This is a genomic window from Streptomyces sp. NPDC020490, from assembly GCF_044335305.1.
In the GTDB taxonomy this organism is placed as follows: Bacteria; Actinomycetota; Actinomycetes; order Streptomycetales; family Streptomycetaceae; genus Streptomyces.
In genome coordinates, this window is sequence record NZ_JBIRUY010000004.1 from 53,428 (window position 1) to 79,380 (window position 25,953).

At 72.9% G+C, this 25,953-nt stretch carries 25 protein-coding genes, 1 tRNA gene and 2 pseudogenes; 15 read left to right on the forward strand and 13 right to left on the reverse strand.

Annotated features, from left to right (window positions below; translation table 11 throughout):
• Positions 1–65 precede the first annotated feature (65 nt).
• Together ACH4ZX_RS06685 and ACH4ZX_RS06690 are read left to right on the forward strand one after the other, a co-directional pair.
• Entirely contained in the window at positions 66–1,616 is a 1,551-nt protein-coding gene (locus ACH4ZX_RS06685; RefSeq protein WP_398268546.1) for a cytochrome, read from the forward strand.
• Between the two features lie 64 nt (positions 1,617–1,680).
• A complete protein-coding gene (locus ACH4ZX_RS06690) occupies positions 1,681–2,544 on the forward strand; it encodes a Cof-type HAD-IIB family hydrolase (protein WP_398268549.1) in 864 nt (287 codons plus the stop codon).
• A 153-nt stretch (positions 2,545–2,697) separates the two neighbouring features.
• Here ACH4ZX_RS06690 and ACH4ZX_RS06695 read toward each other — a convergent pair whose 3' ends face one another.
• The 3 genes from ACH4ZX_RS06695 to ACH4ZX_RS06705 all read right to left on the reverse strand — a co-directional run bounded on the left by ACH4ZX_RS06695 (position 2,698) and on the right by ACH4ZX_RS06705 (position 4,981).
• Positions 2,698–3,345: an endonuclease gene (locus ACH4ZX_RS06695; RefSeq protein WP_398268552.1), complete on the reverse strand. Its 648-nt coding sequence runs from the start codon at positions 3,343–3,345 to the stop codon at positions 2,698–2,700.
• 154 nt (positions 3,346–3,499) lie between these two features.
• Entirely contained in the window at positions 3,500–3,982 is a 483-nt protein-coding gene (locus ACH4ZX_RS06700; protein WP_398268555.1) for a Dps family protein, read from the reverse strand.
• Between the two features lie 189 nt (positions 3,983–4,171).
• Positions 4,172–4,981, reverse strand: a complete 810-nt coding sequence (locus tag ACH4ZX_RS06705) for a lysophospholipase (protein WP_398268558.1) — start codon at positions 4,979–4,981, stop codon at positions 4,172–4,174.
• A 138-nt stretch (positions 4,982–5,119) separates the two neighbouring features.
• Between ACH4ZX_RS06705 and ACH4ZX_RS06710 the strand changes: the two genes are divergently transcribed.
• Both ACH4ZX_RS06710 and ACH4ZX_RS06715 read left to right on the forward strand, forming a co-directional pair.
• A complete protein-coding gene (locus ACH4ZX_RS06710; protein ID WP_398268561.1) occupies positions 5,120–6,307 on the forward strand; it encodes a thiolase family protein in 1,188 nt (395 codons plus the stop codon).
• A gap of 151 nt (positions 6,308–6,458) precedes the next feature.
• A complete protein-coding gene (locus ACH4ZX_RS06715; RefSeq protein WP_398268564.1) occupies positions 6,459–7,241 on the forward strand; it encodes a sulfite exporter TauE/SafE family protein in 783 nt (260 codons plus the stop codon).
• On the opposite strand, the gene ACH4ZX_RS06720 is transcribed toward ACH4ZX_RS06715, so the two are convergent.
• The gene (locus ACH4ZX_RS06720; protein ID WP_398268567.1) at positions 7,227–8,054 is read right to left on the reverse strand and encodes an HAD-IIA family hydrolase; all 828 of its coding nucleotides are present in this window, start codon (positions 8,052–8,054) and stop codon (positions 7,227–7,229) included. The two genes, ACH4ZX_RS06715 and ACH4ZX_RS06720, sit on opposite strands and share 15 nt — an antisense overlap.
• Positions 8,055–8,192: 138 nt before the next feature.
• Between ACH4ZX_RS06720 and rpmG the strand changes: the two genes are divergently transcribed.
• From rpmG to ACH4ZX_RS06740, 4 genes are all read left to right on the forward strand, one after another.
• Entirely contained in the window at positions 8,193–8,357 is a 165-nt protein-coding gene (gene rpmG / locus ACH4ZX_RS06725; protein WP_324785832.1) for a 50S ribosomal protein L33, read from the forward strand.
• A gap of 44 nt (positions 8,358–8,401) precedes the next feature.
• A complete protein-coding gene (locus ACH4ZX_RS06730; RefSeq protein ID WP_398268571.1) occupies positions 8,402–8,665 on the forward strand; it encodes a type B 50S ribosomal protein L31 in 264 nt (87 codons plus the stop codon).
• 121 nt (positions 8,666–8,786) lie between these two features.
• The gene (locus tag ACH4ZX_RS06735; RefSeq protein WP_398268574.1) at positions 8,787–8,909 is read left to right on the forward strand and encodes a ribosomal protein bL36; all 123 of its coding nucleotides are present in this window, start codon (positions 8,787–8,789) and stop codon (positions 8,907–8,909) included.
• 117 nt (positions 8,910–9,026) lie between these two features.
• On the forward strand, positions 9,027–9,773 hold the full coding sequence (locus ACH4ZX_RS06740) for a cobalt-precorrin-6A reductase (RefSeq protein ID WP_398268577.1): 747 nt from the start codon (positions 9,027–9,029) through the stop codon (positions 9,771–9,773).
• Between the two features lie 21 nt (positions 9,774–9,794).
• Here ACH4ZX_RS06740 and cobF read toward each other — a convergent pair whose 3' ends face one another.
• Together cobF and ACH4ZX_RS06750 are read right to left on the reverse strand one after the other, a co-directional pair.
• On the reverse strand, positions 9,795–10,565 hold the full coding sequence (gene cobF / locus ACH4ZX_RS06745) for a precorrin-6A synthase (deacetylating) (RefSeq protein WP_398268580.1): 771 nt from the start codon (positions 10,563–10,565) through the stop codon (positions 9,795–9,797).
• Between the two features lie 67 nt (positions 10,566–10,632).
• Positions 10,633–11,145, reverse strand: coding sequence for a DUF309 domain-containing protein (locus ACH4ZX_RS06750; protein ID WP_398268583.1), 513 nt, complete (start codon positions 11,143–11,145; stop codon positions 10,633–10,635).
• A gap of 115 nt (positions 11,146–11,260) precedes the next feature.
• Between ACH4ZX_RS06750 and ACH4ZX_RS06755 the strand changes: the two genes are divergently transcribed.
• Together ACH4ZX_RS06755 and ACH4ZX_RS06760 are read left to right on the forward strand one after the other, a co-directional pair.
• A tRNA-Pro gene (locus ACH4ZX_RS06755) sits at positions 11,261–11,334 on the forward strand.
• Positions 11,335–11,776: 442 nt separating this feature from the next.
• Positions 11,777–12,406: pseudogene (locus tag ACH4ZX_RS06760) on the forward strand (DUF7008 domain-containing protein); the annotation flags it as partial.
• Here ACH4ZX_RS06760 and ACH4ZX_RS06765 read toward each other — a convergent pair.
• Positions 12,333–12,947, reverse strand: a complete 615-nt coding sequence (locus ACH4ZX_RS06765; RefSeq protein ID WP_398268585.1) for an ATP-binding protein — start codon at positions 12,945–12,947, stop codon at positions 12,333–12,335. The pseudogene ACH4ZX_RS06760 and the gene ACH4ZX_RS06765 overlap by 74 nt on opposite strands.
• A gap of 177 nt (positions 12,948–13,124) precedes the next feature.
• Between ACH4ZX_RS06765 and ACH4ZX_RS06770 the strand changes: the two genes are divergently transcribed.
• A complete protein-coding gene (locus ACH4ZX_RS06770; protein WP_398268588.1) occupies positions 13,125–13,955 on the forward strand; it encodes a helix-turn-helix domain-containing protein in 831 nt (276 codons plus the stop codon).
• The gene (locus ACH4ZX_RS06775) at positions 13,952–14,155 is read left to right on the forward strand and encodes a DUF397 domain-containing protein (protein WP_398268591.1); all 204 of its coding nucleotides are present in this window, start codon (positions 13,952–13,954) and stop codon (positions 14,153–14,155) included. The genes ACH4ZX_RS06770 and ACH4ZX_RS06775 overlap by 4 nt, the downstream gene beginning before the upstream one ends.
• Before the next feature lie 147 nt (positions 14,156–14,302).
• Here ACH4ZX_RS06775 and ACH4ZX_RS06780 read toward each other — a convergent pair whose 3' ends face one another.
• Positions 14,303–15,154 carry a helix-turn-helix domain-containing protein gene (locus ACH4ZX_RS06780; protein ID WP_398268594.1) on the reverse strand — a complete coding sequence of 284 codons (852 nt, stop codon included), beginning with the start codon at positions 15,152–15,154 and terminating at the stop codon, positions 14,303–14,305.
• A gap of 10 nt (positions 15,155–15,164) precedes the next feature.
• Positions 15,165–15,917, reverse strand: coding sequence for a DUF6879 family protein (locus ACH4ZX_RS06785; protein WP_398268597.1), 753 nt, complete (start codon positions 15,915–15,917; stop codon positions 15,165–15,167).
• A 348-nt stretch (positions 15,918–16,265) separates the two neighbouring features.
• On the opposite strand from ACH4ZX_RS06785, the gene ACH4ZX_RS06790 reads away from it, so the two are divergent.
• Positions 16,266–16,766, forward strand: coding sequence for a hypothetical protein (locus tag ACH4ZX_RS06790; RefSeq protein WP_398268600.1), 501 nt, complete (start codon positions 16,266–16,268; stop codon positions 16,764–16,766).
• A 70-nt stretch (positions 16,767–16,836) separates the two neighbouring features.
• Positions 16,837–17,493, forward strand: coding sequence for a class I SAM-dependent methyltransferase (locus ACH4ZX_RS06795; RefSeq protein WP_398268603.1), 657 nt, complete (start codon positions 16,837–16,839; stop codon positions 17,491–17,493).
• Here ACH4ZX_RS06795 and ACH4ZX_RS06800 read toward each other — a convergent pair.
• Both ACH4ZX_RS06800 and ACH4ZX_RS06805 read right to left on the reverse strand, forming a co-directional pair.
• Positions 17,494–18,207: pseudogene (locus ACH4ZX_RS06800) on the reverse strand (transposase); the annotation flags it as partial.
• 402 nt (positions 18,208–18,609) lie between these two features.
• Positions 18,610–21,774 carry an AfsR/SARP family transcriptional regulator gene (locus ACH4ZX_RS06805; protein WP_398268606.1) on the reverse strand — a complete coding sequence of 1,055 codons (3,165 nt, stop codon included), beginning with the start codon at positions 21,772–21,774 and terminating at the stop codon, positions 18,610–18,612.
• A 231-nt stretch (positions 21,775–22,005) separates the two neighbouring features.
• On the opposite strand from ACH4ZX_RS06805, the gene ACH4ZX_RS06810 reads away from it, so the two are divergent.
• Positions 22,006–24,129, forward strand: coding sequence for a tetratricopeptide repeat protein (locus ACH4ZX_RS06810; protein ID WP_398268609.1), 2,124 nt, complete (start codon positions 22,006–22,008; stop codon positions 24,127–24,129).
• Positions 24,130–24,151: 22 nt separating this feature from the next.
• On the opposite strand, the gene ACH4ZX_RS06815 is transcribed toward ACH4ZX_RS06810, so the two are convergent.
• Together ACH4ZX_RS06815 and ACH4ZX_RS06820 are read right to left on the reverse strand one after the other, a co-directional pair.
• Positions 24,152–24,706 (reverse strand): hypothetical protein, encoded by a 555-nt coding sequence (locus tag ACH4ZX_RS06815; RefSeq protein WP_398268612.1) that lies wholly within the window; start codon positions 24,704–24,706, stop codon positions 24,152–24,154.
• Positions 24,706–25,929 carry a hypothetical protein gene (locus tag ACH4ZX_RS06820; RefSeq protein WP_398268615.1) on the reverse strand — a complete coding sequence of 408 codons (1,224 nt, stop codon included), beginning with the start codon at positions 25,927–25,929 and terminating at the stop codon, positions 24,706–24,708. The genes ACH4ZX_RS06815 and ACH4ZX_RS06820 overlap by 1 nt, the downstream gene beginning before the upstream one ends.
• Positions 25,930–25,953: the final 24 nt, after the last annotated feature.

Genomic DNA, 25,953 nt, shown 5'->3' on the forward strand with positions numbered 1-25,953 from the left:
CCGCCCGGGCGCTGGGACAGGGTCCCCCGATTCGGGGTCGGTGTCGAAGGGGGCGGCGGACGGACATGGACATCCACCTGGTCGAGGACGGGGACGAGACGACCGCGCGCCCGGACGGCACGCCGCTGGAGGACCTGGCCGCCGAGCCCCTGTTGACCCGGGACTACGAGACGCGGCCCGGGCTCGTCCACGAGCGGCTGCGGCGGCGCCACGGCCCGGTCGCCCCGGTCGACCTGCCGGGCGTGCCCGCCTGGCTCGTGCTGGGCTACCGCGAGTCGCTCCAGGTGCTCCGGGACGACGCCGCCTGGCCGAAGGGCCTGGAGAACTGGCGGGCCCGCACCGAGGGCCGGGTGCCGGCCGACTGGCCGCTCGCCCCCTCCCTGGAGGTCAACCACGTGCTGATCCAGGGCGGCAGCGGCCACCGCGCGCTGCGCACCGCCCGGGACGCCGCGCTGCGCCCCTTCCAGGACCCGCGCCGGCCCCAGGCCAAGCGGCTGAAGGCGGCCGTCACCGGTTACGCCGACGAGCTGATCACCCTGCTCGCGCAGGGCGGCGGCACGGGCACGGCCGACCTGTCCGCCCAGTTCTCCCGCCCGCTGCCGCTGATGGCGGCGAGCCACCTGCTCGGCTTCCCCGGGCCGCAGGGCGACGACGCCCTGATCGACATGTGGCGGGTGCTGGACGCCGGCCCGGACGCCGGACCTGCACTCGAGCGGCTGCTGGTGACCCTCACCGAACTGGCCGCCGCCAAGGCCGCCGAGCCGGGCGACGACTTCCCCTCCCACCTCCTCGCCGCCCACCCGGACCTCACCGTCGAGGAGCTGGCCCGCGAGCTGTTCATGCTGCTCGGCATGACCTCCGACCACGTCGGCATCCTGATCTCCAACACCGTCGTCGAGGTGATCTCCGGCGAGGCCGACGGCGGCGTGCGCTCCACGCTGTCCGCCGGGATGGTGCGGGAGACCATGAACCGCGTGGTCATGCGCAAGCCGCCGCTGGTCAACTTCGTGCCGAGGTTCGCCGCCGAGGACACCCGGCTCGGCGACTACACCGTCCGCGCGCGCGACCCCGTGTGGGTCTCCGCCGCCGCGCACGCCGGCCCCCTCTTCGCCGCGCAGATGACGCCGGGCGCCGGCATCAGCAGCCGGGCCCACCTGTCCTGGGGCGCGGGCCCGCGCCAGTGCCCCGCCCGCGAGCTGGCGTCGGCCGTCGCGGCGGTCGGCGTGAGCCGCTTGACCGAACGGTTCGCGCACCTGGAGCTCGCTCTCCCCGTGGACCAACTGCCCTGGCGTTCCTCGCCGTTCATGCGGGGACTGCGCTCGCTGCCGGTGCGCTACGTCCTCGCCGGGCCGGCCGTCGCCGCCCGTGCGCCGGAGCCCGAGGAGGGCGTACCGGCCGGAACCGAGGGGGCCGGGGTCGTACCGGCCGGGAACGAGGGCGCCGGTGCTGTATCGGCCGGGACCGGGGAGACCGGGTCGGGCGTGGCGGAGGGGGCCGCGCCGGACGGGCCCGCGGCGCCTTCCGGGCCCGCCGGGCCGGCGGCCGGCGGTCAGGCGGCCGGACGGCGTTCGTCGCTGTGGCGGTACCTGGCCGGACTGATCCGCTCGGGCGGCTGACCTGGCCCCCGGAGCCCTCGCATAAGGTGAGGAGACCGACGCCGTTCCCTACCGGAAGCAGGTCATGTCCTCCGTCCCCGCGCCCCTCCTCGGCACCCCCGGCCCGTGCGCCGCCGCCGGCATCCGGCTGATCGTCACCGACATGGACGGCACGCTCCTGGACGACGCCAAGCGGATCCCGCCCGGGCTGTGGGACACCCTGACCGAACTGCGCCGGCGCGGCGTGCTGTTCAGCCCGGCGAGCGGCCGCCAGTACGCCACCCTGGCGCGGGACTTCGCCGGCGTCGCCGAGGGCATGGTGTTCATCGCGGAGAACGGCGCGCACGTCGTGCGCGACGGCGTGGAACTGAGCTCCGACCCGCTGGAGCCCGGCGTCGCCGCCCGCGTCGTGCACGCCGTACGGCGACTGGCGGCGCGGGGCGTGGACGTGGGCGCCGTCGTCTGCGGGAAGCGGTCCGCCTACGTCGAGCGCGCCGACGGGGCGTTCCTGGCCGAGGTGCGCAAGTACTACGTCGAGCACCGTGTCGTCCAGGACGCCACGGAGGTCGGCGACGACGTCGTCAAGGTGGCCCTCTTCGACTTCGGCGCGGCCGCCCGGACCACCGCCCCGGCGCTGGCGGACCTCGCCGCGACCCACCGGGTCGTCGTCTCCGGCGAGCACTGGGTCGACGTGATGAACCGCACCGCCGACAAGGGCACCGCGGTGCGCCGGCTCCAGCGGGAGCTGGGCATCACACCGGAGCAGACCATGGTGTTCGGCGACTACCTCAACGACCTGGGGATGCTGGACGCCGCCGAGTGGTCCTACGCGGTGGCGGGCGCCCACCCGGACGTCGTCGCGAAGGCCCGCCACCTGGCCCCCTCCAACAACGACAACGGCGTCCTGCGCACCATCGCGCGCGTCCTGGACCTGCCCGTACGGCTCTGAGCCGCCGGCGCCCGGGGCGGCGGCGGACTCCTTCGCAAGCGGTGAGGGCGTCAGGCGGCGAGCGGCGCTTCGGCGTCTCCCGCGGTGTGCGGGTGTCCCACGTGTCTCAGTGGGGTGCCGGTGTCCCACGTGTCTCAGCGGTGTGCCGGTGTCTCACGCGGCGCGGCGGAGACTGTCCTCGGCCACCTCCTTGTCCAGCGCCGCCCGCACCAGCCCGGCCGCCAGCACGGCCGGCCGGACGTCACCGGCCAGCTCCACCAGCCGGTCGGGGTCGGCCGGCAGCCCGAGCCGCTCCGCCCCGGCCAGCGCCTTGCGGTCCAGGTACGGCGCGGTCTCCGGCCACACGTCCTGCACCTCGCGCAGGAAGATGTCCGCGCCCGTGGGCCCCAGGCCGGGGACCTCCTGCAGCAGGCGGCGCAAACCGGCGGCCTCGCCGTGCGCCTCCGCCCGCATCCGGCGCAGATCGCCGCCCCACCGCTCGATCAACAGCTTTGCGCCGTCGCCGAGTTGAGTGGCCGTCCGCTCGTCGTAGCGCCGGTAGCCGCCCCGGCCCAGCGCGTCGACGCGCTCCTGCCAGTCGGCCCCCGCCATCCGGCGCGGGTCGCGCAGCCCGGCCCGGTGCAGCTCACGGGCGGTCGCGACGGCGACGGAGGCGCGGATGCGCGCGCTGAGCAGGACCGCGAGGACCAGCAGCCGGTACAGCGGCTGCGGGGTGTCCCGCAGGGTGATGCCCGCCTCCTCGGCGAGCGTCGTCCCGTGGGCGCGGACGAGTTCCCGTACGACGTCCTGCTGCGTGCTCATGGCGTCAGGGGCCCTTCGGTGCGGCTGGTGCGCCGCTTCCGGTTCCGTGTCCTCCACGGCGTCGCGGACCGCGGCGCGTCGAGTCCGGGGGCGTCGAGTCCGGGGGTGTGGAATTCGAGGGCGTCGGTCATCACGTGCCCCTCCCGTGGGTCGTTCAGTCGCCGCGCGGCACGTTCTCCGCGGCGAACATCCAGCGCTGCTTCTCCAGGTCGGCGGTGACGGTGATCAGCAGGTCCTGGGTGACCAGGTCGGCCTTCTCGGTCGCGTCGATGCGCTCGCGCAGCCGCCCGATCGCGGTCTCCAGGGAGTCCACCATCAGCTGGACGACGTCGGAGTCCCGCAGCCAGCCCCGCGCCGGCACGGGCAGGCCGAAGTCCTTGGCGACGGTCTCCGGCCGGCCGTCCGGCGGATCGCCGAGCGCCGCGGCCCGCTCCGCCACCGTGTCGGCGTGGGCGCGCGCCGTGGCGACGATCTCGTCGAGCTGGAGGTGGATCGAACGGAACCTCGGTCCCACGACGTTCCAGTGCGCCTGCTTGCCGGTCAGCGACAGCCCCAGCAGGTCCACGAGTGTGTCCTGGAGCGCGGTGCGGACCACCTGCCGGGCCTCTTCGGGCAGGGTGCTCTTCACGACGGTCATAGCGGGGTCCTCCTCCTCGCGTCGTCCGGGGACATGTGCGGCGGCGGTGTCCCGCCGGGCCGGCCCCGTCGTACTCACCGGGAAGGACGATCCGGGGGCCGCGCCCACGCGGGCAGCGCTCCGCAACCACTCCACGCGGGCGCGGGTGCCCTGGGCGAAGTGGTGCAAACGCGGCGCCGTGGGCCGGGTTCAGCCCGCGAGGACGCCGTCCAGGAACCGGGTGAGCTCCGCGAAGACCTCCGCCCGGTCCGTCTCGTGGAAGACCTCGTGCCGGGCGCCGTGCCGGATCCGCTCGGTGAGACGGCCGCCGCTGAGCCGCTCGACACCGATCCGGCTGCCGGCGAGCGGGACGAGCCGGTCGTCGTCGCCGTGCAGCCACAGCAGCGGGAGCGGACCGAGGTCGCCGCCCTCGGCCACGGCCCGCAGGGTACGGGCGAACGCCCGCACCGTCGGCCGCTTCATCGGCCCGTGCCAGACCAGCGGGTCCGCCGCGTACGCCGCGCCCACCCGCGGATCACGGGAGAGCGCGGCCGGGCTGACGGGCGTGTCCGGGATCTCGTCGAGGGCGAGCAGCCGTCCCGGCAGCTCCCACGCGCCGATCACCGGGCCGGACAGCACCAGCGCGGCGAGCTCGCCGCCGTACCGCTGGGCGTAACGGGCCGCGATCAGCCCGCCCATGGAGTGCCCGACGAGGACCACCGGCACGTCCGGGCAGTCGGCCCGCGCCAGTTCCGCCACCGTGCGCAGGTCGGCGACCACGTCCTCGAAGTCGTCGATCAGCACCCGTTCGCCCGCCGACCTGCCGTGGCCCATGTGGTCGGGCGCGAACACCGCCGCCCCGTGCCCGGCCAGGACACCGGCCAGTTCCGCGTACCGGCCGGCGTGTTCCCCGTAGCCGTGCGCCACCAGCGCCACGTACCGGGGCCGTTCGCGCGGCCACTCGTGTACGGCGAGCGAGCCGCGGCGTCCCGGCAGGTCGCGGACGCGGGAGTCGGCCATGTCTCCTCGTCTCCTCCGGCTGTGGTGTCGGCCAGGGCCTGCCGGGAATCTTCCCAGCGGGCGCGGGGGCATTCTATAGTCCGAAACTAGCATCGCTAATTAACCGTTGCCGTGTGCCGTCGGTCAGGAGTCCCGTTCGTGCGTCCCGTCCACTTCGCGGCCGCCCGCCGCACCCCCATCGGCAGGCTGCGCGGAGCCCTCTCCGGCGTGCGGCCCGACGACCTCGCCGCGGCCGTGATCCGCGGTCTCGTCGCCGACGTGCCCGCCCTCGACCCGGCGCGCGTCGACGACGTCTACTGGGGCGCGGCGAACCAGGCCGGCGAGGACAACCGCAACGTCGCCCGCATGGCCGCCCTCCTCGCGGGCCTGCCCGCGTCCGTCCCGGGCGCCACCGTCAACCGCCTGTGCGCCTCCGGTCTGGAGGCGGTCACCGCCGCCGCCCGCACCATCGCCGCGGGCGAGGCCGACATCGTGCTCGCGGGCGGCTCCGAGTCGATGAGCCGCGCCCCCTTCGTGCTGCCCCGTCCGGACGAGGCCCTCCCGCACCGCATGGAGACCGTCGACACCCGCCTCGGCTGGCGCCTGGTCAACCCCGCGATGCGGGAGCTGCACGGTCTGCTGTCGATGGGTGAGACCGCCGAGGAGGTCGCCGAGCGGTACGGCGTCTCCCGTGAGCGGCAGGACGGCTTCGCCCTGCGCAGCCACCGGCTGGCCGCCGCGGCGCGCGGGAAGGGCCACTTCGACGACGAACTGCTGCCGGTGCGGCGCCCGGACGGGGTCGTCGTCGACACCGACGAGTGCATCCGCGAGGACACCTCCCCCGAGAAGCTGGCCCGGCTCAAGCCCGTCTTCCGCCCGGGCGGCACGGTCACCGCGGGCAATGCCTCGCCGATGAACGACGGCGCGGCCGGTCTGCTGCTGGTCAGCGAGGAGGCCCTGAACGAGCTGGGCCTGGAGTCGCTGGGCCGGTACGTCGCCGGCGCCTCGGCCGGCGTCCACCCCGATGTGATGGGCATCGGGCCGGTCCCCGCCACGCGCCGGGCGCTGGCCCGCGTCGACTGGGGGATCGGCGACATCGAGGAGGCCGAGTTCAACGAGGCCTTCGCCGCCCAGGCCCTGGCCTGCGTCGACCAGCTCGGCATCGACCCGGACCTGGTCAACCCGAGCGGCGGCGCGATCGCCCTCGGCCACCCGCTCGGCTGCTCCGGCGCCCGCATCCTGACGACCCTGCTGCACCGGATGCGCCGCACGCGGGCGCGGCGCGGGCTGGCGACCATGTGCGTGGGCGTGGGCCAGGGCAGCGCGGTGCTCGTCGAGCGGCACTGAGCGGCACTGAGCGGGGCGGCTGCGGGGCGGCTGCGGGGCGGCTGCGACGTGGCTGCGGGGCGGCTGCGGGGCGGCTGCGACGTGGCCGCGGGGCCGACTGGCGAGACGGTCCTTACCGCTCCGGACGCCTGCGCATAGCATCGGTGCCCGCATGGACACGATGACGCTGTGGCACATGACCGGCTGGGGATTCGCCGCCCTCGCCTTCGCGGCCCTCCTGGTCGGCTTCTCGAAGACCGCCGTGAGCGGGGCCAACACCGTGAGTCTCGCCATCTTCGCGGCGGTGCTTCCGGCCCGCGCCTCCACCGGCGTACTCCTGCCGGTCCTGATCGCCGGGGACGTGCTCGCCGTCCTCACCTACCGGCGGCACGCCCACTGGCCCACACTGTGGCGGCTGTTCCCGGCCGTCGCCGCAGGCGTGGTCGTCGGCACGCTGTTCCTGGTGTGGGCCGACGACGCCGTCGTGCGGACCTCCATCGGCGCCATCCTGCTGCTGATGGCGGCGGTGACGGTGTGGCGGCGGCGCACGGCCGACGCCGACCGGGAGCCCGAACCGGTCACCGGCCGGGCCGGCCGGGCGGGCCGCGTCAAGGCCCGCTCCTACGGCGTCCTCGGCGGCTTCACCACGATGGTGGCCAACGCGGGCGGCCCGGTGATGTCGCTGTACCTGCTGTCCGCGGGCTTCCGCAAGCTCGGCTTCCTCGGCACGTCGGCCTTCTTCTTCCTCATCGTCAACGTCTCCAAGCTGCCCTTCAGCGCCGGTCTCGGTCTGATCGACGGCCGCTCGCTGCTCCTCGACGCCGCGCTCGCGGTGTTCGTCGTCCCCGGCGCGCTGCTCGGCAAATGGGCCGTGACCCGCATCAACCAGCGGCCGTTCGAGCAGCTCGTCATCGCGGCGACCGTGGTCGGCGGTGTGCAGCTACTGCTGCACTGACCCCCGCAGCAGCGCGGGCAGCTCCGCGAAGGAGTCGATCACGTGGTCGGGCCTGCCGCTCGCCGCCCGGAGCGTGTCCGGCCGGTACTTGCCGGTCCGCACCAGCACCCCGGTGATCCCGGCCGCCTGCGCCGCCAGCACGTCCGACTCGACGTCGTCCCCGATCATCACCGCCTCGCCGGGGCGGGCCCCGACCCGGGCCAGCGCCGCCTCGAAGAACGCGCGGGACGGCTTGCCGACGACCTCGGCCTCGACGCCGGCCGCCTTCTCCAGCCCCAGCAGGAAGGCGCCGGAGTCGAGCTGCAGCCCCTCGTCGGTGCGCCAGTACAGGTTGCGATGCACGGCGACCAGCCGCGCCCCGCGCCGGACGTGCCGGAACGCCCGGTTGAGCGCCGCGTAGCCGAACTCGGGACCGGCGCCCCCGACGATGACGACGTCCGGCCCGCCGGCCGCGCCCTCCGCGTCCTCCGCGTCCTCAGGGGCCTCCGGGTCGACGAGGGTCACGTCCCCGAGGTCCTCCGCGATGTCCCCGCTGTTCAGCAGCAGGCAGCGGGCCCCGGGAGCGTGCTCGGCGAGATGGGCGGCGGTGACGACGGGAGCCGTCAGGATGTCCCGCGCGTCCACCGGGAACCCCGCCTCGCGCAGCGTCCCGGCGATCACGGCCCGCGTCCGGGAGGTCGTGTTGGTGACCAGCGCGACGCCGAACCCGGCCGCGCGGATCTCCCGCAGCGCCTCCACCGCACCCGGCAGCGGCCGCCAGGAGACGGTGAGGACTCCGTCGATGTCGATGAGCACGGCACGTACAGACTCCATGCCCGGACGATAGCCGCGAAGAGACGCCCGGGGCGGGAATGCGACGGCGGGGGTCGTTGTTGGACCGGCTGTGATTGACATGCTCGGATCAAGGAAATCGATCCCGGTCCGCGGCGTGGGTGAAAGGAGATGACCCTCATGGCACGCAGCAAGGCGCGCCCCGTCGTCACGCTGAGGTCGACGGCCGGAACCGGCGTCACCTACGTGACCCGCAAGAACCGGCAGAACCACCCCGACCGGCTGGTCCTGCGCAAGTACGACCCGGTGGCCGCGGCGCACGTCCCGTTCCGGGAGACGCGCTGACGAACCTCCGCCATCCGGCGGACGGCCACGAGGAAGGAAACACCGTGAAGCCCCGCATCCATCCCGTCACCCGTCCGGTGGTCTTCCGAGACCGCGCCGCGGACGTCGCCTTCCTGACCCGCTCCACCGCCGACTCGCCCCGGACGATCGAGTGGGAGGACGGCAACACCTACCCGCTCATCGACGTCGAGATCTCGTCGGCGAGCCACCCCTTCTACACCGGCAACCAGCGGGTCCTGGACACCGCCGGCCGTGTGGAGCGCTTCGAGCGCCGCTACGGCCGCCGCCCGGCCACAGCCCGGCACTGACGCCGCCCGGCGCCCGGGGAAACCCGGGGTCCCCGGGGAACCCCTGAGACCCCAGGGTGCCCCTGAGAATCCCGGGGAAGCCCGGGCAAGTTCCCGGAGAACGAACGAGGAGAGTCCACCCATGAAGGTGCGCAAGTCCCTGCGCGCGCTGAAGTCCCGCCCCGGCGCCCAGGTGGTCCGCCGGCGGGGCGTCACCTACGTGCTCAACAAGAAGGACCTCCGCTTCAAGGCCCGCCAGGGCTGACGACAGCGTGATCGCGGGCGGCCGTCCGTCCCGGGCGGCCGCCCGCCCGCCCGTGTCGCCGGCACCCTCGGGCGGGCCCTTGCCCCTGTCCGCCCCCGGACCTCGTACGCTCCTGGCATGTCCCCGCACGTCCTGATCCTCGGCGGCACCGCCGAGGCCCGCGAACTGGCCGCCGTCCTCACCGCACGCCCCGGCACACGCGTCACCACGTCCCTCGCCGGGCGCGTGAAACGGCCGGGCGCGCTGGCGGGAGAGGTGCGCGTCGGCGGATTCGGCGGCGCGCCGGGCCTGGCCGGCTGGCTGCGCGAGGAGCGCGTGGACGCCCTCGTCGACGCCACCCACCCGTTCGCCGAGACGATCACCGCGAACGCGGCGCGGGCCGCCGCGGAGACCGGCGTGCCGGCGGTGGTGCTGCGCCGCCCCGGCTGGCAGCCGGGCCCCGGCGACCGCTGGCACCCGGTCCCGTCGCTCACCGCGGCGGCCGGCCTGCTGCCCTCGCTCGGCCGCCGGGTGTTCCTCACCACGGGGCGCCTGGGCCTCGCCGCCTTCGCCCACCTGACGGAACTCCACTTCGTCGTACGGTCGGTGGAGCCGCCCGAGCCCCCCGTGCCGCCGCACACCGAGGTGCTGCTCGCCCGCGGGCCGTTCACGGTGGCCGACGAGACCGCGCTGCTGCGGGAGTTCCTGGTCGACGTGGTGGTGACGAAGGACAGCGGGGGAGAGGCGACGGCCGCCAAGCTGACGGCCGCGCGCGAACTCGCCCTGCCCGTCGTGGTCGTACGACGGCCACCGCTGCCGTACGGCGTGACCGCGGTGCCCGACGTGGCGGGGGTGCTCGCCCGCCTCGGCCTCACCGCACCCTGACCGGCGCCCGCCCGCTCCGCCCTACTCGCCGCGATGCCGCCGCAGCAGATACGTGTCCATGATCCAGCCCTTGCGCTCGCGGGCCTCGGCCCGCAGCCGCTCGATGCGGCCGGCGGCCTCCGCGATCGGGCCGGAGACGAGGATCTCGTCCGGCGTGCCTATGTACGCTCCCCAGTAGATGTCGATGTCCTGGTCGGTGTACTTCCGGAACGTCTGGTGGGCGTCCAGCATCACGACCACGTCGTCCACGTCCTCCGGAAATCCTTCCGCGAGCCGCCGGCCGGTGGTGATCTGGACCGGACGGGCGACCCGGTTCAGCCCGACGCGGTGCCGGGCGACGAGCGCCGAGACGCTGCTGATGCCCGGTACGACGTCGTACTCGAAGGCGACCGCGCCCCGCGCCAGCACCTCCTCCAGGATCCCGAGCGTGCTGTCGTACAGCGCGGGATCCCCCCAGACCAGGAACGCCCCGCTCTCGTCCTCGCCCAGTTCCTCGGCGATCAGCCGCTCGTAGATGCCGGCACGGGCGCTGCGCCAGTCCCCGACGGCGGGGGAGTAGTCGGCTCCGCCCGCGCTGCGGTCCCGCTCCGGGTCCCGCGCCTCGACCACGCGGTACGACCCCTGCGGCAGGTGCGCGTCCAGCATGTCCCGGCGCAGCCGGGTGAGGTCGTTCTTCACCTCGCCCTTGTCCAGGACGAAGAAGACGTCCGTGCCGCGCAGCACCTTGACCGCCTGCAGGGTCAGCTGGTCGGGGTCGCCCGCGCCGATACCGATGACATGAATCTTTCGCACGCCCCGAGTCTGCCGCACGCCACTGACAGCGCCCGCACCGCGTCCGCCCCGGCTCCGCCCGGCCGCCTCACCGCAGCCTGGGCGCCCGCGCCGCCGGGTCCACGGCCCCGCCGTCCCGCTCCACGGCGTCGGCCAGCTCCCGCGCCCAGACGTCCAGCGCCGCGAGATCCATCCCGTACGGCCGCCGCACCCCCGAGCGCGCCGCCCACTCCGCGACGTTCCCGGCGCCCCGCCGCAGCAGCCGGGCACCGCCCGTGACGTTCCCCCGGGCGGCGTGCGTGAGCCCCACGGCCAGCTGGGCCAGGCCCCGCCACAACCCCCGCTCCTGCTCGGGCCCCGACTTCCAGGCGTCCTCGAACACCTCGTGCGCGTGGAAGGGCCTGCCCGCGTCCAGCAGCTCCTGGGCCTCGGCGACCGTCCGTTCCGGCGTGCGCACGACCCCCTCGGGCTGCCGGGCCACGCCCTGCGCCCCGTACGGCAGGGGCCGCCCGAGCCCGTCCCGGGGCCGCGCGCTGCGCGCCCGCCCCGCACCGTCCCGGTCCCGCACGCCCGCCTGCCGCCCCGAGCCCGTGTCATCCATACGCCGATTGTCCCGCGCCCCCGAGCCTCCGCGCCCCGCGCCCGCTTCGGCCCGGCCCCGCGCGTGGGGTAAAGTACTGTCCGCGCGATCACACGGCCGACCGTGTGCGGCGCACCGGGACGTGGCGCAGCTTGGTAGCGCACTTGACTGGGGGTCAAGGGGTCGCAGGTTCAAATCCTGTCGTCCCGACGGGAGCTCCGCTCCGTAGTCGCAGATCGAAGGCCCCCACCCCGCACAGCGGGGTGGGGGCCTGGATCATGTTCCGGCCGGACCGGGCGCCCCGTGCGGCACATGCGGCCACGAGAACCCGACGATCACGAGCACTCAAAAGCCGTTGTCTTCCTCGGTGTCCTTGTCCCGGCTCGGTCCGTCCGCTCCGCCGCCGGCCCTCGTCGTGGGCGGCACGGGCATGCTCGCCGGTGTCGTCCGCGGGCTGGTGGCCGACGGCCGGCGTACCGCCGTGGTCGCCCGGAGCGAAGCGGCGCTGAACGCGCTGGCCGACGCCGCCGCGCCTCCCGGCGAGGTGCTGCCCCTGCCGGCGGACTACTCCGACGCCGGGCAGTTCCGTGCGGCCTTGCGGCGGGCGCGGCACGAGGTCGGCCCGGTCCGGCCGGCCGTGCTGTGGGTGCACACGCTGGCCCGTCTCGCGGACGCCCTCTCCCGTGACAAGGACTTCGTTCCGTCGCCAAGCTCTACGCCACCCGCAAGGAACTCGCCAAGTCGTCGCCGAGCTGATCACCGACGAGCATGTGCCGTGCCTCGCCGCCCTGCGTTACAAGCCCGCCGGGCTCAAGAAGCGTGCCGACTGGAAAGAAGTGTGGGACCTCCAGCGCAAGCAGGACGCCGCGCCGGATGAGCCTGCCAAGCGGAAGATCCGGGACTCCATCCCCGTGCCGCCGAAGTAGACCTCGGCCGACTTCCTCCGCCCGTCCCACTGGAAGGCGCGCGGCAAGCTGGACGTGCCCAATGAGCGGTTCATCTCCTACGGGCAGACCAGCGCCGCCACCCCCGAGCTGTAAGGGTGGGCCGGCTGGGACCACCGGGAGCAGGCGCAGGCCCTCGCCGCGTACTTCACCAACACCCTACTGTCCACCGAAGAGATCAACCCGTTCCTTGCAGGCTGCTCTACAGCGGCTCCCCGGCGGACTTCTTCGCCGGTTACCGCCAGCAGCAGGGCGAGCACGGACTCACGGACGACGAACTCCGCAATTGGCGTCCCCCGGCTGCAACGCGAGGCCGTCGCGCCGCCGTGAAGAAGTAGCCGGGAACGACTCGGCGTCGTGCCCGTGCGCCGATGCCGTCTCGGCCGGGCGAGGGGCCACCGGGTGTGTGTCAGGGTGGCCTCCGGTCGGTACGCGCAGCTCGGCCCAAACGGTCTTGCCGGGGGCGGCTGGATGAGGGGTGACGCCCCAGTCGTCCGCGAGGGCGGCGACGAGGTGGAGGCCGCGGCCGGACTCGGATGCGGGGTCCGGGGCCGGGGGAGTGGACGGGGGCTGCTTCTCGGCGCGGGTGTCGGTCACCTCGATCCGGAAGGTGCCCTCGACCAGGGTGAGCTGGATGTGGAAGTCCCGACCGGGCACGTGGCCATGGCGCACGGCGTTGGCGCTGAGTTCGGCCGTGATGAGGGTGAGCGTCTCGTTGACCGGGTTCGTGTACGGGTGCCCCCAGTCGTCCAGGCGGTGCGAGACGAGCCGGCGGGCGAGGCGCGCACCGCGTGGGGTCGAGGTGAAGCGCATGGTGAACTCGCGTTCGGGCGCGAGACGCTGTGGCACATGCTCGTTCGGGAGAGTTGCTGACTTCATGCAGTCAACGTTCGCGGACTCTGCGTAGCGTTGAACAGCAGCGACGTACTGACCGGTGCGGGCTGTACACGTGGGCGGTGCGCTTGTACGTGGTGTCGGGCGTGACCGGTTTGCGGGCTGTGCGTTCGGCCCGGTGGAGTCTGGTGACGGGGATGGTCGTACATGAGGAGCTGCGGCGTGGACGACGAGGTTCAGCAGCCGGAGTACGAGGTCGGGACGGGCATGCTGTGCGTGTTCGGGCGGCAGTTGAAGCTGCTCCGGGAACGAGCGGGCATGGACCGCCCGAGGTTCGGCTCGCTGACTGGGTACTCGGCCTCGACGATCGCCTCCTTCGAGCAAGGGAGACGTATTCCACCGCCCAAGTTCATCGACCAGGCGGATGAACTGCTTGGCGCGGGTGGGCTACTGAGCGCGAGCAAGGAGGAGGTGGCTCGGGCTCAGTATCCAGCGTTCTTCCGGGATGCGGCCAAGCTGGAAGCCGAGGCGGTCGTGCTGCACGTGTACGCCATCCAGGCTGTGCCAGGACTCCTGCAGACGCAGGAGTATGCGCGGGCGGTGTTCGCCATGTGGCGCCCACAACTGGACGAAGTGGTCATCGAGCAGCGGCTGGCCGCCCGACTGGCACGACAGGAGATCTTCGATCGACGGCCCGCTCCGCACCTGAGCTTTGTGATCGAGGAGGCCGTACTTCTGCGTCCGCTCGGTGGTGAGGTGGTGTGGCGGGGGCAGTTGGAGCAGCTCCTGCTGATTGAGGAGAAGCGGAACGTGGAGATCCAGGTGATGCCGCTCTCTCGTCAGGAACATGCAGGATTGGCCGGCCCGTTCACCTTGATGGAGATGAAGGATGGGCGCAGGATCGCCTACGCGGAGGTGCAGGGCGACAGCCGTGTTCACACGGAGCGGCAGAAGGTCCGGGAACTTGAACGAACGTACGGGTCCCTACGCGCGCAGGCCCACACTCCGGCAGAATCACGTTCGTTGATCGAGAAGCTGTTGGGAGAGACATGAGCGGGGAGACGGCCATGCTCGGCCTGGACGGACTGGCTTGGTTCAAGAGCAGTTTCAGCGCAGGTGACGGCGGCGAATGCGTAGAGGTCGCCACCACCCCCGACAGGGTTCACGTCCGCGACTCGAAGGACACAACCCGTGCCGCACTGGCCGTGAAGCCCACGGCCTGGACCGCGTTCGTCGAGTTCGCGGCACTCTGAGAGGGACAGGGCCCTGGGCAGGCGTGCGCGTGCGCAGGGCGCTGCGCACGTCCAACGGGAGCCGCCTCCCAACGTGCCGTCCTGACGGCAGGCCTCGGTCGTGTGGCGCTCACGACCCGGTTCCGCGGACGCACGCCCACAACGTGGTCAGCGCGCGTTCAACGCTCGGCGGGCCGAGTTGATGACGTTGTGGGCGTCGGCCCCGTACACCGCCGACTCGTTGAGGGTCTTCCAGACCTTCTTGTACAAGGCGATGTTGTCGGCGTCGTCCAGCCACAGTTCGGCGTGCCAGTCCTCGGCGACGACCAGCCGGTCATCGAGCACCCAGAAACCGTTGGCAGGCACGATCTTGACAGCCGCGGTGAAGGGGACGACTCCCAGCTCGACCGTGTCCATACCGATCATGCCGTTGAGGCGGTCGAGTTGGCTCGCCAGCACCGAGGGCGGGCAGATCAGCGACCGCAACCCGGCCTCCCACATCAACACGTGCAGCTTGCGGCCGGAACGGTACAGCCATTCCTGGCGCTGCACCCGGGAGCGGACGGCTGCCTCGATGTCGCCGGCTCCGCCCAGCAGCTCCGCGTACCGCTGGATGACGTGGCTGGCGTACTCCGGGGTTTGCAGCAGTCCGGCGATCAACGACTCTTCCCAGACCCACATCTGCGAGGTGCGGTCGATCTCGGCGCTCAGCCCCTCGTGAAGGGGCTTGAAGCCGTTCGCCAGTGCTCGCCGCCATGACCGGATGTGCGACTCGAACCCGGCCAGTCGGGCGGCGAGTTCGGGGTAAACACCCGGCTGCCCGGTCGCGTCGGCCCACGCCCTCAGGTCCTCGGGGGTGGCCGTCTGCCTGCCGTTCTCCAGCTTGCTGACCTTGGAGCCCGGCCAGCCGAGGCGCTGAGCGAGCTGTCGGCCGGTGAGCCGACCACTGGGGCACGTGAAACGGAGTTCGCGCAGCCGCGCGCCCAACGCCGCCCGTGCCTGCTGGTAGTCAGTGCTCACCGGTCACGCGCTATTCGCTCGTGCCCACCTGCGCGGCGAACTGGTCGCGCGGGATCGCGTGGTGCATCGCCGCGTCGCGCACGATGGCGTACCGCACGACCTCAGCCGGTTCGGTGATCAGCTCGATATCGAGCAGGTTGTCCTCGTCATCGAAGTGCAGCAGGGCGACCAGCCGTGAATCGAAGAGCCAGAAGTCCTCAGCCGGCAGGCCTGCCCGCGCGGCGTCCTCGCGCCACAGGTACCGGATGTCCTCGCCGAAGGCGGCGTTGTGCCGGGCGTAGTCGAGCAGGAACCGTTGTTCCACGGTGGGCGGGTCGTCGGCGATGCGGACCCGGCCGACCGTTTTGCCCGCGCCCGTCTGGGCTTTGATGTTGACGAACCAGGGTTCTTCGGGGTCGCAGGGCGACGATCCGGTCGCCAGGAACGCCTGAAAGTCGGGATCCTGCCGGTCCGACGCGTAACCGCGCCGTGTCTCCAGCCGCCAGGCGGTGTGCTCGAAGGACTCGAACAGGCGGCGGAAGGTGGCCCGGTCCACGAGTTGCGGCACCCGCTCCATCTCCTTCGGCCCCCAGTTCACGAGCAGTTCGCGCGGCACGGCCACCGCTGCCTCGTTCACTCCGAAGTGCTGGAGCTGCGCGAGCTCTTCGGGATCGGTGACGGGCGTGCCCTGAACGATGATCTCGCCGGTGCCTTCGTCCGTGTGCAGGGCGGGGCAACCGTCGACCTTGCTGTCCGTGCCGGTGAAGCGCAACCGACGAACCACGAACGCTCTCCTTCCGTGGGGTGCTGACCCCATCAGCATGGGTCGAGGCTCCAGCCCGGCACTACGGGTGTCGGCAGGGTTCAGGAGAAAACACCAGCAACTTGGGCAGTGCGACGAGCAAATTCGAGAAAACAGCGTACCGCCAGGCCGCAGCCGCCTTCTAGCGTCCTGCTCATGGCCACGAAAGAACCGGAACACCGCCGACTCGCACGGGTCCACCAGGCCGGCCAATAGTCCTCTGGAGCGGGATCTGTAAGGCGCCTGCCCCGCGCCTGCTGCCCAGGACGGGCTGACAGGCAGAACGGGCTCACATCGGTACGAAACGACCTTTCTTCGAAGGGGCAGTCCATGACCGTCACACTCGACCGGCCCGCGAGCACCCGCACGCGGGATCCCAAGGAACTCCTCAACGCAGTCCAGCCGCGTATCAAGCACCTGACGATCAACGTGCTGGACGGTGGCATGGCCCTCTGGGACCGCGAGGTGGCTCTGCTGCTGCGCGACCACACGATGGTCCGCGACATGGCCGAACGCGTTCTCGGCAACGCCGTGATGTACACCATCGGCTGCATGGAGCACCCGGAGGTCCACCTGGGCGTCGGCAAGCTCGTCGACATCGGCGTTCACCAGCTCATCCTCGACACGCCGGTGTGGTGGGCACTCTGCGACGTGTACAACGAGGGCCGCTACAAGCACCACGCCCCCTTGATCGAGCGTCGGCGCGACGGTCTGTGCCTGCGCACGGCGGACTTCCTGAAGTCCATCGGCTTCGACGTCGACGAGGAGCTGTGGGCGATCGACGGCACGGACTGCTCGCCATGCGACAACAAGGTCCCCGACAGCCACTGAACGGCCCTACGCTGGCCCCTGTCCTCGGTCCCCGGAGGACGGGGGCCGACTCTTGCGAAGAGGAATCGCCTTGCCCGCACAACACGACATCGCCGCTGAGACGGAACTGTGGGACACCTTCGCCGCTTCCGCCTTCAAGGACGACGCGGAGCCGATCTTCTGCTGGACCCAGTACGCCGGTCACGGCCCCGGCCCGGAACTGCTCGGCGACCCTCGCTCCGTCCTGGAGATCGGCTGCGGCACCGGCCGCGCCCTCGCCTATCTCGCAGAACGCGGCGTCACGGCCCGGGGGGTGGACCTCTCCCCCGTCATGGTGAAGAAGACCACCAGGAAGTGGGCCGACACCGGCGCGGACTTCGTGTGCTCCGAGGTCCTGGAGTACCTGAGCGAGCACGAGGACACGTACGACGCCGTCTACTCGATCTTCGGTGCCGCATGGTTCACCGACCCGAGCCGCCTCTTCCCGCTTGTCCGCCGACGGCTCACCTCCGGTGGCGTCTTCGTCTTCTCCCAGCCGCCGGCCATTCCCGGCGCGTACGGGCCGCAGGGCATGTACAAGGGAGGCTTCGCCGGCAAGGCGATGTTCACCTACCGCTACAGCTACCGACCGGCCGTCTGGGAGCGCCTGCTCACCCGGGCCGGGTTCGCCACGGCCGATGTGCGTGTCCTCGATGCCCCTGAGCCTGGGCACATCGGGACGCTCCTCGTGTGCGCGGTCGCTCCGTGAACGGCGACGCCGGTCATCAACAAGCTGGGAGGCGGCGGAGAACAGCCGCAGTCGCAGGCGCTTGGGTTCCCACAGTCGGGCCGGGTCGGCCAGGGCGAGCATCGGCATCCAGGCCAGCGAGTCGAGGGCGATCTGGGCGATCTCCAGCCAGGCCTGGTTCTTTGCGCTGTCGTGGAAGATTGCGCAGTCCGGTCGGCGCGGATGCGGTCCTCGGCGCGGGCCCGCTGGCGGTGCCGCAGTTCCAGTGCCGGGATCGGGACGTTTTGGTATTGGTGGCGAACGCCGTCAGGCGCATGCCGTCGGCATCGGTGAAGCGTAACTGGGCGCCGGGGCGCGGGCGTTGCTTGCGGACGATCAGCCGCATGCCCTTGGGCCGGCCGTCCAGGACATCTCCGGCGAGTTCGGCGACCCAGACACCGTCAAGGATCTCACCGCCGGGTTCGACGGCCGGCGGCCACGCCGAGGCGGGGATATTCAGCACCGCCTGATGGATCTGCTCGGTGATGGTCATGCCCACTGAGTACGGCAGCCACCGCGCGCGCGGTGAGGCCGGTCGAGGAACGTGTGGGTGCCGCCGGCGGAGTCGGTGCGGATCAGGGTGCGCCGGCCGCGCCGGAACTTTCCCGGCAGCTGGGCCAGTGCCAGGCGGGTGGTCTCGATGTGGTCGGCGGCCGTGTCGCTGCTCGCCCTGCCCGGCCGCAGCAGCCAACAGACTTGACGCTTGCCCGGTCGGCGAGAGGTGAGGAGGGCGGCCTCGGTCCGGCGTCTGCCACCGCCGCGAAGTCGGTGCGGAAGTCCGCGTTCAGGGCGTCCCGTACCGCGAGTGCCGTGCGCGCTCGACCCCGCCCGTCCGAACGGTGGGGTGACGGCGGGTGCTGTCACCCCGGTGTGTGGACCAGCCCTTTCACTGAATCCGCATCATGATGCATCCGTCCGTGCTGGAGACCGGCTCCGCTGCCGTAGCGCTCGCCGCGCCGAGAACGCCGAAGGCGACGACCAGGCCGACGATGGCGGTGCAGCTGCGCATCATCCTCACGTGAACAGCACTCTCCCTTGATCCATTACCAGGGCAGGGAGATTATCCGATGATCAGCTTTCTGTGAAATCGAAGCAATTTCACTGACTTTGAGGGTGGTTGCCGCTCAGAGTGCGTGTCAGAACGCTCTCCGCCCGCGCCTTCTCGTCGAGGTCGTGGGTGCGCTCGGCCAGGGAGATCGCGGCCTCGAGGTGCTCCCTCGCCGGGCCGGGGCGGCCCGCGTCGAGATGGGCCTGCCCGATGCGCCGCAGGGCCCGTATCTCCTGGTGCGCGGCACCGATCAGACGGGCGACGTCCAGGGCCTCCGACAGATGCCGCACCGCCCCCTCCGCGTCGCCCGCTCTGCGGTGCGCCTCGCCCAGGCCGATCAAGGCGTCGGCCTGGCTCTTGCGGTCGCCGAGTGCGCCGAATTCCGCGAGCGTCTCCCGATAGAGCGGGAGCGCTGCGGAGATGTCGCCCATTTCCGTCAGCGCGTCGGCCAGGCTGCTGCGCACCGTGGCGCGGTCGTAGCGGTTTCCGCCGTGTTCGAGAATGGAAAGGGCCTCCTCCAGCGCGCCTCGGGCGGACCGCAGGTCTCCGCGGCGCATGTGCAGGTCGCCCATGTTGTTCAGCGCCTTGCCCACGGCCGCGTGATCGCCGGCCTCGGTGAATCCGCGCAGGGCCTTGTCGAAATGTTCCAGTGCGCGATCGTGATCGCCGAGGAACAGCAGGGTGACCGCCATGTTGTTGTGCAGGCGGGCGCGGGCCGGGGAATCTCCGGACACCGCGACAATGGCGTACGACTTCTGGAAGAGGGCGAGGGCCGCCCGGTGGTCGCCCAGGTGCCAGTGCAGGGTGCCGAGCGTACGCAGCACCTCGGCCTCCGCCTCCGCGTCCCCCGTCGCGCGGGCGATGCGCAGGGCCCGGTCACCGCTGTCGGCGGCCTCCTGATAGCGGGCGGTATGTGCGTGGACCGCGCTGAGGTGGAGCAGGGCGCGGCACAGCGCGGCCTGTTCGCCGGTCCGGGACCAGTGGTCGACGGCCTTCTCGAGCACGATCCGGGCATCGTGCCAGTGGCACTCCTCGTCGAGGTGACCGGCCATGGCGTAGGCGAGCCGGGCGGCGGGGCCGGGGTGGCCCTGGCTGCGCGCGTGGTGCTCCGTGGCCAGCAGGTTCGCCCGCTCGGCGGTCAGCCAGGACCTCGCCGCGTCGGCGTCCGGCCAGCGCGGCGGCCGGTCGTGGACGTGGTCCGGTGGCGGGGCGGTCCTGGTACGGCGGGGGTAGGCGACGCGGTCGGCGCGGTCGGCGGCGTCGGCGTAGAAGTCCAGCAGCCGTCGCAGGACGTCGGCGCGTTCCCGGTCGGTGTCGTCGGCGTGGGACCTGGAGTGGCCGTACTCGCGCAGCAGGTCGTGGAACTGGTACCGGTCCGGGACCGGTTCGCGCAGCAGATGGCAGGCCAGCAGCGATTCCAGCATCCGTTCCGCGGCGGTCGGGCCGAGGCCCAGTGCGGCGGCCGCCGACTCCGTCGTGAGGTCCGGACCGGGGTGCAGGCTGAGCCGGCGGAACGCGGCGCGCTGCTCCTCCGTGAGGGTCTGGTACGTCAGGTCGAAGGCGCGGACCATCTCCTTCTCGGTGTCGCGGATCTCGCCCAGCCTGCCCTCGGCGCGGGTCAGGCGGTCGGCGAGGGTGCTGAGCGTCCAGGCCGGATGGGCGCGGAAACGGCCCGCCACCAGCTCGATGGCGAGCGGGAGACGGCCGCATAATCGCACGATCAGGGCGGTCTGCCCGGCGTCCTGGGTGCGTTCCCGGCCGGCGAACGCGCGGAACAGGGCGATGGCGTCGCCGGTCGGCAGCACGTCCAGCGGGATGTGCCGGGCGTGCGGCAGACCGGGCAGATGGCGTCGGCTCGTGATGATCGTCAACGAGGGCGAGCCGCCCGGCAGCAGCGGGCGGATCTGAGCGGCGCTCACCGCGTCGTCGAGGACGATCACGGCCCGGCGCCCGGCCAGCATGGTCCGCCACAGCGCGGTACGGCCCTCCAGCTCGACGGGGATGGTCTCCGCCGGGGCGCCCAGCAGTCTGAGCAGCGTGGCCAGGGCCGCGCCGGGCCCCAGCGGATCGCCGGCGGGTGAGTGGCCGCGCAGGTCCAGGTACAGCTGGGCGTCGGGGAACCGTTCCGCCAGCCGGTGCGCGCCGTGCACGGCCACGGCGGTCTTGCCGATCCCGGCCATGCCGCTGATGGTGCTGACGCACTCCAGGCTGATCACCGAGCCGTCCTCGGCCGCGGCCTCCACCGCGGCGCTCAGTGCCCGCAGTTCCGCGCGACGGCCGACCAGCGGCGGCTGGTGCGGCAGGTTCCTCGGCGCCGGTGGAGAAGAAGGCGCAGGCGAGGGCGAGGGCCAGGGCGGGGGCGTGAGCGCAGACGGGGGCGTGGGCGCAGACGGAGGCGAGGGCGGAGACGGAGGCGCGGTCGGCCGGGGTGCGGGTGGCTGCCTGCCCCGCACCAGGTCGGCGACCGGTGAGCGGTCGAGAATGCCCCGGTGGATGCGGTTCAGCTCGGCACCGGGACGGGAGCCGTACTGCGTCATCAGCAGCCGGCGGGTCTCCTGGTGCACCCGCAGCGCGTCGGTGTAGCGGTTGCCGCCGTAGTACGCCAGCATCAGCTGGCCCGCCAGGGTCTCGTCGCCAGGATGCCGGTCGACGAGCGCGCGCAGCTCCGCGGTCACCTCAGCGAACCGGCCCAGCCGCAGCGCGGCGGCGATCCGGGAGACGGTGGCGGCCAGCCGCCGTTCCGCCAGCGTCCGGCGCACGGTCCCGGGCCACTGGCCGGGCAGCCCGGCCAGGGCCTCGCCCCGCCACAGGCGTTCGGCGCGCTCCAGCACGGCGGCCGTCCGTTCGTCGTCACCGCGCGCGGCGAGGACGCCGGCCCGGGTCACGAGATGCCGGAACCGGTGCCAGTCGACGTGTTCGCGGTCGGCCTCCAGCGTGTAGGTGTGGGCCCGGCTGACGATGCGGGGCGCGGGGCCGGGCGACGGGCCGGCCGGCCGCAGCCGCCTGCGCAGCCGCGAGACATAGCTGTGCACGCTCTCGCGGGCACGCGGCGGAGGCTCACCGTCCCAGAGCCGGTCCACGAGCACGTCCAGCGCCACGGGCCGGCCCACGTCCAGCGCCAGCAGGGCCAACAGGGCGCGTTCCTTGTCCGATCCGAGTTCCACCCGCCGGCCGTGCACCCGGAGCCCCACCGGGCCCAGTAGCTGGAAATCCATCAGTGCCTCCCGCTGGTCCGACCACTTCGACGAACTGTGCAGAGGGAATCGGGCATGTCATGGAGCGACGAGCATGACAGGGAGCGGAGGGTGTTTCCAGGTGCGGCCGCGTGCTGGCCGAAAGGTGGCTCTGCGGCGCGGCCGGCCCGCGCGGGCCGCATCGTCCGGGGTGCGGCGGGGGTAGGACCGACTGGACCGAGGGAACGGGCGACCGGCCGGGGGGCGGACACCATGAGTGCGGCGGGGCAGGACGGCGGAGGGAGCCGGAGCCGCAATTCCATCAGCGGATCGGCCCAGCTCAACGGACCCACCGTCCAGGCCCGCGACATCCACGGCGGCGTCCGGATCGAGAGCGCGCCGCCTCCGCCTCCGCCGACGCCGCGCCAACTGCTGCCCGTATCAGCGCACTTCACCGACCGCCAGGACGAACTGGCCGCCCTGGACCGGCTCCTCGCACGACACGCGGACGCCGGCTCGACCCAGCCGCTGATCGTGGTCAACGGTCCGGCCGGCATCGGCAAGACCACCCTGGTCTCGCGATGGCTGCGACGGCACCAGTCCGACTTCCCCGACGGGCAGTTGTACGCCGACCTGCGCGGACACGCGGCGGACGGACCGGCGGACCCCGGTGACGTGCTCGGGCGGTTCCTGCGGTCGCTCGGCACCTGGGCCGTGCCCGTGGAACTGGCGGAGGCGGCGTCGCTGTGGCGGTCCGTCACCACGGACCTGCGGATTTCGGTCATGCTGGACAACGCCTTCTCCGCGGCGCAGATCCGGCCGTTGTTGCCCGGCGGACCCGGTGGCCTCGTCGTGGTGACCAGCCGGCACCGGCTGACCGGACTGCGGCTGGACGGGGCGGAGTTCCACCGGCTGCGGGCGCTCGGGCCCGACGCGGGGATGGAGTTGTTCATCCGAGGTGCGGGCGAGAACCGCGTATCGGATCAACTGCCCGCCGTCCGGCAGGTCGTCGACCTCTGCGCGGGCCTGCCCCTCGCCGTGTGCCTCGCCTCCGCCCGGCTCGCCGCCCGCCCGAGACAGCCGGTCGCCGCGCTCGCGGACGCGCTCACGCCCGACGCCGGCCGTCTGGCCGCGCTGGAAGTCGAAGGGGAGGCCACCGTGCGCAAGGCCCTGGACGCGTCGTACGCGGTGCTGGGCCCCGAGGCGGCCCGGACCTACCGGGCGCTCGGCCTGCTGCCCCTGCCCGACTTCGACGTCCGGACGGTCGCCGCGGCCTGCGCGGAGTCCCTGGAGTGGGCGGAGCGCCGGATGGACGAACTCGTCGAGGCCAATGTGCTCGAGGAGATCGGCCCGGACACGGTGCGCTTCCACGACCTGGTCCGCGTCCACGCCCACGACCGGGCGACGGCGACCGACACCGACGCGGACCGCGAGCGCGTGCTCCGGCGGGTCGCCGACTGGTACCTGAAGACCGCCACCGAGGCGCAACGCCGCATCACACCGGCCCAGTCGACCCTCACCCGGGACTACGCCCACCCGTCCCGGCTGCCCGTGCCCTTCACGGACGAGGCCGGGGCGCTGCGCTGGCTGGACGACCGGCGCGCCCACCTCATGGCGGTCCTGCGCCTGGCGGCCGAGCGTGACTGGCACGCCACGGCCTGGCAACTCGTGGACGCCATGTGGCCGTTGTTTCTCCGGCTGCGCCACTACGACCTGTGGATCGAGGCCCACCGCATCGGCCTGGAAGCCGCCCGCAGGGACGGACACCGCGAGGCCGAACGGCAGATGCTCAACTCCGGGGCCATCGGTCTGAGCGCCGCCCGCCGGCTGGACGACGCCGCCGAGTGGTACACGGCCTCCCTGCGTGCTGCCCGGGAGGCCGGCGACGCACGGGACGAGGGGCAGGCACTGCTCGGCCTCGGCGGCTGCCACTACGAGGCGGGACACTACGCGGAAGCCGTGCCGTACCTGGACCGCGCGGTGGCGACCTGGGAGGAGTGCGGCTACCGGCGCGGAGTCGCCCTCGCCCGAGTCCTGCTCGGCGAGGTCGCCCTCGCCCGGCGCGATCCCGAGCGGGCCGTCGACTGCTTCGCCCGGGCCCGGACCGAGCTCCTCGCCGTGTCCGACCCGCATGACGCGGCCCGCGCCCTCGCCTTCCTCGGCCGGGCCCGCGCCCGGACCGGCGACCACGAGACGGGCGCCGCGCAACTGGCGGAGGCGCTGGCCGTGTTCACGGCCTCCGGAGCCGTCCACTGGCAGGCCCGCACGCTGGAGATGCTCGGCGACACCGCGCGTGAACGGGGCGAGGACACGGCCGCCGAGGACTTCCACCGCCGGGCCCTCGCCCTGTACGAGACCACGAGCCCGGCGGACGCACGCCGGTTGCGGGGCTCGTAGGCACCGTCGCAGGCGCCGCTCCTCACGTGCCGTGCAGCACCCGGATGTCCTGGATCGACCCCAGCGTGTGTCCCGTCGCCAGCCAGGCGTGCAGACAGGACGCGAGCAACGGCTGGTCCGGCCGCACCCGGTGGGCCAGCGGCACCGCCGTCCGGGTCCTTCCCCCGGCGACCGCCCAGCCGCCCGCGGTCAGCGGCGCCGCCACCAGTCCGCATCCCGGATGAGCGGCCGCGATGTCGTCCAGCCGGCGTGCCGCGTCGGCGAACGCGCGCGGGCGCCGGTCATGCAGCACGTCGGCACAGACGGCGGGCCACCCGCTCCCGGGACGGAGCGCGGCCTCCGCGGCGACGTGCTCGTCCGTACCGCCCGTAGCGCCCATGTCGCCCATGTCGTCCGTGTCGTCCGTGTCGTCCGACGGGTCATCGGCAGCCGGCGCCGTGCGGCCGACGCGGGCCAGCAGGTCGTAGTGCCTCCCGGCCGAACGTACGCGGAGCCACAGGTCCGGCACGGCGTCGTGGCGGCGGACGGTGCCGGCGTGCGGCCGCGGCGTCTCCAGACGGACCGAGACGATGCGCATCACGCCGGAATCTCCCGGTGTCCGCGCGCCCACGCCGTCAGTGACGGCGGCTCCGGCAGGGTGGCCGTCTCCGGCTCGTGAGCGGGCCGGCCGAGCTCCAGCAGGCGGTACATGAGCCGCCGCATGTTGCGGTTGAAGCGGCCGGGCTCCGAGGTGATGCGCGCCGCGATCGCCGCGTACTCCTCCCGCCGGTATTCGGCAGCCGCGTAGTGCAGTTGGCCGAGGAGCGGATGCGCGGGGGACAGGAACGGCGCGGTCACGGCGAGCGCGGCGGCGGGCGAGGCGGGGTTGATCTCCCGCTCCGGCGCGCTCGCCAGCAGGATCGGCGCGCCGGTGAGCGTGCCGTACAGCGTCACGGAACCGTGGTCGCCGATGATCCAGTCCGCCGCGATCAGGACACTGCGCCAGTCCGCCTCCGGGGGCACGAGCGTGATGCCCCGCCCGGCGCAGCGCGCCAGCCACGCCCTGACCTGCCAGGCGCCGTGCCCCGACCACACGTTGGGATGAACCAGGACGACGCACCGGAACCGGCCGGGGGGCAGTTCCGCCACGAGCCGGGGCAGCAGGGCCTCGAGCCGGCCGAAGGACGAGCGAGTGCCCCACGTCGAGACCACGACCACCAGTTTCTCGCCGTCCGCGAGGCCCAGGGCCCGGCGGTAGTCCGCGCGCAGCGGCAGGCTCGCGGTGATCCGGTCGTGCGCCGGATCCCCCACGACGTGGGCGAGCGGGAGCGCCTCCGGGCAGTGCCGTGCCAGCTCGGCCAGTTCGGCGTGGTGGGGCACCACGACGGCGGCGGGCAGCCGGCCGCCGGGGGCGAGGTCCTGCCGGCGCAGCCCGGCCACACCGGTGTGCGGCCCCGAGTCCAGACGCTTGAGATAACCGGCCCCGTGCGGCAGCGTGATCAGCGGGGCGGAGATCCGCTCGACGCCGCGCGGCCCGGCCGCCAGGGCCAGGTCGAACGTCATCCGCACGGCCTCGTCCCAGGGCAGCACCGCGCCGCCCAGCAACTGCAGGAAGCGCGGCACCTCGTCCCCGAAGACGTGCGGCGGGGCGGTGAACACCACCTGTACCCGGAAGTCGGCCTCCAGCAGCGACAGGACGTCGACCAGCCGCTTTCCGTAGGTGAGGGTGTGCACGACGACCAGTACCGTCTTGCGCTCGACGAGCGTCAGCCACTCACGGCCCTCGACCGACGCTTCCGTGCCTTTCCGCAATGCCGACATGATGTCCCCCGTTGTCCGTGCGGG